This window comes from Falsiroseomonas sp. HW251, from assembly GCF_050563545.1.
In the GTDB taxonomy this organism is placed as follows: Bacteria; Pseudomonadota; Alphaproteobacteria; order Acetobacterales; family Acetobacteraceae; genus Falsiroseomonas.
In genome coordinates this window covers 1-4950 of sequence record NZ_JBNXUM010000069.1, presented here as the reverse complement: position 1 = coordinate 4950, position 4950 = coordinate 1, and the positions used below count along the sequence as shown (strand labels likewise).

The window sequence follows — 4950 nt, the reverse complement described above, 5'->3', positions numbered from 1 at the left end:
GGGAGAGCCCACCCAGACCGAACGGAAGGTGATCCGCGCCAAGGTTGGCCTGCTGGAATTGGCCAAGCAGCTGGGCACTGTGACCCAGGCCTGCCGCGTGCTCGGCTACAGCCGGGACAGCTTCTACCGCTTCCGCGAGCTCTACGATCGCGGCGGCGAGCTGGCGCTGGCCGAGATGACGAAGGACAAGCCGAACCTTAAGAACCGTGTGGCGCCGGAGATCGAGGCCGCCGTCGTCGCCATCGCCGTCGAGCAGCCCGCCTGGGGCCAGGCGCGGGCGGCCAACGAGTTGCGCCAGCGCGGCATTGAGGTCTCCCCCTTCGGCGTGCGCAACATCTGGCTCCGGCACGACCTGGCCACCATGAAGCACCGGCTGAAGGCGCTCGATGCGGTTGCGGTCTCGGTATCGAAGCTGGTCGTAGTCGGCGGGATGCTTGCGCGTGGGGGTTCGGCTGCATGACGGGCTCGGCGGCGATGGCCTCGCGCAGGTGGCGGGCGTCATAGGCGCGGTCGGGCAGCAGGTAACATGCGGTGTGGAAGACGGACTGACGCGACGCGCGGCATCGCGCAGCTCCTGAGCATGGGCTGGTAGCGGCCCGTGCACCGGTAGGCACCACTCGCGCAGGAGATCCGGCGCTGCTGGTCGCCCGAAAGCTCCTGCTGGCAAAGCTCGTCAACGTGGACAGCGGGATCTGTGGCTTGCTGCGCGGCTTCGGGCTGAAGGTCGGCGCGGTCCGCCAGGCCAGCTTCCCAGGCCGGGTCGTCGGCAGCCTCGGCCGACCTGCGGCAACTGGTGGGAGGCCACGCCATGCTGCGCTCGGTCGTTGAACCGCTGCTTGCCGCGCGCGAGGCGATACGGACTGAGCTGATCACGCTGCATCGGCAGGTGCTGGCCGTCGCGCGCGCTTACGACGTCTGCCAGCGGCTCGTGACGGCGCCCGGCGTCGGGGCTGTGGTCGCCCTGACCTACCGCTCGGGCGTCGACGATCTGTGCAGGTTCCGATCCTCGCGCGCGCTCGGGCCCTACATCGGGCTGACCTCGCGCAGATACCAGTCGGGCGAGACCGAGGTCATCGGAAGCATCAGCCGTGCGGGCGACACGATGGTGCGCGCGCTCTACGAGGCCGCGACGATCATTCTGACGCGCTGCCGTGCGCTTCTCGCCGCTGAAGCGCTGGGCGGTCGCCGTCGCACCACGGCGCGGGACCAAGCGAGCGCGTGTCGCGCTTGCGCGCAAGCTGGCGATAGTCCTGCACCGGATCTGGGTGGATGGCACGACCTGCCGCTGGGGCAGTGACGCCGCGGCGGGTGCGCGCGCCGTGTAACGAGCTACCCTTGAGGCCACGGCTGACGCCGGGCGGCGAGGGGCGGCCCCACCGGGACGGAGTAGACGGTGAAGCCGAAAGAACGCAAGCGGCGCGCTATGGCGCGACCGCGCCGAAAATATGGTCTCGCCGGGTTCCCCATTTATGGCATGGTGTGGCGCCCGAGGTGTCGACCACGAAGGGAAGCGAGACCCCGGTGGCAGGATACAGCACGACGTTTGACGCGCCGAAGCCCGGCAGGGAAGCGCGTTCTTGCCGCTGAGGCAGATCGGGCGGATGGCGCGCTCCAACGTGTTGGTGTTGATCTCGATCCGGCCGTCGTCGAGGAACCGCACCAGGCCATCGCGATAGTTCATGGCATACCGGATCGCCCCGGCCGTCGGGCTGGCGCCCGGCAGCTGCGCGAGCTGCTCCGTCGGCCAGGCGAACAGCTCCTCGACCAGGGGCCAGCTTCGCTCGTGGCGGGGGGCCCGACGAATTTCGGGCCGCTTGCCGCGGACCTCCGCCTCGATCGCGTAGAGTGCCGCGATCCTCTGCAGCGTCCCCTGCTCGATCGGGACGGTCTTGCCTCTGGCGAGTTCGATGAACTCGCGTCGCACACGGCTCCAGCAGAATGCCAGCGTGAGGCTGCCGTCGCTCGCCGCGAGCGCCTCGTAGGCGCCTCAGCCGTCGCATTGAAGGATTCCCTGATAGCCGCCGAGGAGCGCCTCGGCGTGCTCGGCGCCGCGCCCCTTTTGCCTCATGCTGGAAGGGCCGAAAGGGAGTGGGAACGATGCTCGGCGGTATCAAATCGGGCGCACGCGCGAAACCGGCTGGCGGTCGCTGCTAAACCCTATATTTTCGCCGCTAAAGCGACTCGGGGCGCTGACAGCTGGGCATGCAGTTCTTCGAACGGTCGATTCTGAACTCGCCGTATGAGCCGCCAAGCTGTTACTGGGAGCTTGGAAGCCGACCCAAGTTGGACGTCATCAAGGGAGTCCGCCGCGGTCGCCGGGCCACGTGTTCTTCGACCATCGCCAGGTGGAACTGACCCGCACGGGGCTGCCGGATGCGGCTGCCCGCGATGAAGTTCACGTACCGGAACTATCCTGACGTGACGAAGCGGTGCGGGCAAATCGAATCGAGGAGCACGACCCTTATGAAAGATAGAAGCCTACTCCGTTTGTTGATCTACACTATGTGCGTTCCGACTGCGCTGGCCCCAGTCTTATTTGGAGTCCCCGCAACTGGTATATTTGCAATATACGGCGCAATATCGCTCTTCTTTGTTCTGTTTTTCGCCACGCAGGGTTTTAGCCAACGCAAGATCCGCTTCGGGGGTCTTACCATCGCTTTTTTCTTCGCCACGACTTTGTGCATCCTCGGCGGACAGGGTGGCCTTCTCTACAGTAATCCCGATTGGCTTTGGAGAAACGCGGTGCTCCGTGATCTCGCAGCAGGACCGTGGCCAGTCGTTTACAGCTGGCAAAGCGAGAGCCTGCTGCTCAGAGCGCCCCTCGGAATGTATATAATCCCAGCGCTTGCCGCACACGTAATTGGTGCGTCAGGCGCACAGTTTTTGCTGGCAACACAAAATATTATCATATTTACTCTGATTTTTTATTTCGTAGCGGGCAATATATTGGGTGTCCGTAACATGTTTGTGGTGGTCTTAGTATTTTGTTTATTCAGCGGTTGGGACATCGTGGGAATGAAACTGGGTTTTTCAGCCCGAGACACTACAATACCAGAAGACCACATCGAAGCTTGGGCTAGGTATTTTCAGTATTCGTCGATGGTGACACAAATTTTCTGGGTGCCGAACCATGCTGCTCCCGCTTGGGCGTTTGCTTGTGTGTACATGATGTGGTGCCGCTCAGAGGTGCGAATCGGTTTGCTTTTGGCTCTCGTACCCCTATTTGCCTTCTGGTCGCCGTTGAGCGCAATTGGGACACTGCCCTTCGCTTTCTACGCAGGCTTGAAGTCACTTAAAGTGCAGCGCTTCACGTTCGGGGACGCCATCATCACTGCGATAGCGGGCGCGATATCACTCCCGGCATTATACTATCAGCAGCTCGGTGCCACACAGATTGATCATGGCTTTACATATAATCTGCCATATTTTTGGCTGTTTTATGCTGTTTTCCTGATACTCGAATTATTGCCACTTCTAGTGTTGATTGCTTATTTGGATCGACGAGCGGCAAATGATCCAACGCTTATGATTGCGATTTTTATTTTAGTCCTAATTCCCCTGTATAGGCTTGGTGGTGCAAACGATTTTGCAATGCGTTCATCCATACCAGCCCTTGCGATTATGGCTATCATAGCGGGAAGTGCGTCAGTCAGATTTTGTGAGCAGGGTGTGTTCCGTGTCCGCATGATCTTGCCACTAGTTGTTCTTTCGATTGGATCTATAACTGGACTTATAGAAATCCGCCGTTCTCTCGTTCGGGAGCCAGTGGCTGAGGCGAAGTGCAATCTTATTCAGGTGTGGCAGATGGAACGGCCAAAAGGGAGCATCGCGGACTACGCGGTCTCGCTCGCTGTTGTCCCCACGTGGATGCTACCCAGTCCGGTTGCGACCCAGTCAACGGCCACAAGTTCTTCGTGTGGACGACATCAGGGCAACGGCTCTGACAGCAGATGAACGTAAATAAACGCCTCGCATGTGTCATACCAGCTGTCAAAGGGAAGACGCTTGTGCTTGAGGCGGCGCGCGCGCTCGTGATTCATCGGCGTGCATGGCTTCGAGGAGGGGACCATGCCGGCGCTGATCATCCGGGAGGATGTGTCACCTGCTGTAATTCGGCGGTTGGCCCGAACCGAGGACGATCCGCGGGTGGCGCGGCGGCTGTTGGCGATCGCAGCGGCGCTGGATGGGATGAGCAGGGAAGCCTCGGCGCGGATTGCAGGAATGGACCGCCAGAACGCTGCGGGACTGGGTGATACGGTACAACCGCGGCGGGCCTGCCGGTCTGTCGGACCACGAGGGCGATGGCCGGCCATGCCGGCTGACGGAGGGCTACAAGGCGACGTTGGAGGCGATCGTGCTGACTGGGCCGGATCCCGAAGTTGATGGGCTCTCCACCTGGCGGCTGAATAGTTTCTGCCGGATCGCGCGCGAGCGCTTCGGGGTCGGCTACGACGAGAGCGGGCTGGGCAAGGCACTGCATCGGCTAGACCTGTCCTGGTATGCGCCCCGTCCACAGACCGCACCGCCCAGGAGCGGTTCGGCATGCGACTTCGGATGGTCAAGGACCAGCGCTACCGATCGGCCTACATCGTCGGTGCCGTCTGCCCCGCTCGCGACACCGGCGCCGCGCTGGTCCTGACCTACGTCTCGATGGCGGCGATGAACCTGCTACTCGAGGAGGTCGCATCGCAACTGCCGCGCGGCACGCACGCGGCGATGCTGATCGACAACGCCGGCTGGCATGTCGCCAACGAATTGCGCGTCCCGACGAAGATCAGCTTCGTCCACCTGCGGCCGTACTCGCCCGAGCTGAATGTTATCGAGAAGGTCTGGCAGTATCTACGAGGCCGCTACCTGTCTGGCCGCCTGTTCGCCAGCACGCGAGCCATCGTGGACGCCTGCTACACCGCCTGGAACAGGCCGCATCCGCTCGCTGACGGATTTCGCCTG

2 protein-coding genes and 4 pseudogenes are annotated in these 4950 nt (G+C 62.3%); 5 read left to right on the top strand and 1 reads right to left on the bottom strand.

The genetic code is table 11. The features are described 5' to 3' along the window. Positions 1-28 precede the first annotated feature (28 nt). Both ACLF3M_RS35085 and ACLF3M_RS35080 read left to right on the top strand, forming a co-directional pair. Positions 29-391 (top strand): annotated as a pseudogene (locus ACLF3M_RS35085) (helix-turn-helix domain-containing protein); the annotation flags it as partial. Between the two features lie 150 nt (positions 392-541). After that, positions 542-1325, top strand: a pseudogene (locus ACLF3M_RS35080) (transposase); the annotation flags it as partial. A 242-nt stretch (positions 1326-1567) separates the two neighbouring features. Here the strand turns inward: ACLF3M_RS35080 and ACLF3M_RS35075 are convergent. Beyond that, positions 1568-1972: pseudogene (locus ACLF3M_RS35075) on the bottom strand (IS66 family transposase); the annotation flags it as partial. Between the two features lie 518 nt (positions 1973-2490). On the opposite strand from ACLF3M_RS35075, the gene ACLF3M_RS35070 reads away from it, so the two are divergent. The 3 genes and pseudogenes from ACLF3M_RS35070 to ACLF3M_RS35060 form a co-directional block, all read left to right on the top strand. Continuing rightward, positions 2491-3954 carry a hypothetical protein gene (locus ACLF3M_RS35070; protein WP_430661655.1) on the top strand — a complete coding sequence of 488 codons (1464 nt, stop codon included), beginning with the start codon at positions 2491-2493 and terminating at the stop codon, positions 3952-3954. A 259-nt stretch (positions 3955-4213) separates the two neighbouring features. After that, positions 4214-4504 (top strand): annotated as a pseudogene (locus tag ACLF3M_RS35065) (helix-turn-helix domain-containing protein); the annotation flags it as partial. After that, on the top strand, positions 4414-4950 hold a 537-nt coding region (locus ACLF3M_RS35060), incomplete at its 3' end, for a transposase (RefSeq protein WP_430661656.1). The pseudogene ACLF3M_RS35065 and the gene ACLF3M_RS35060, both read left to right, overlap by 91 nt.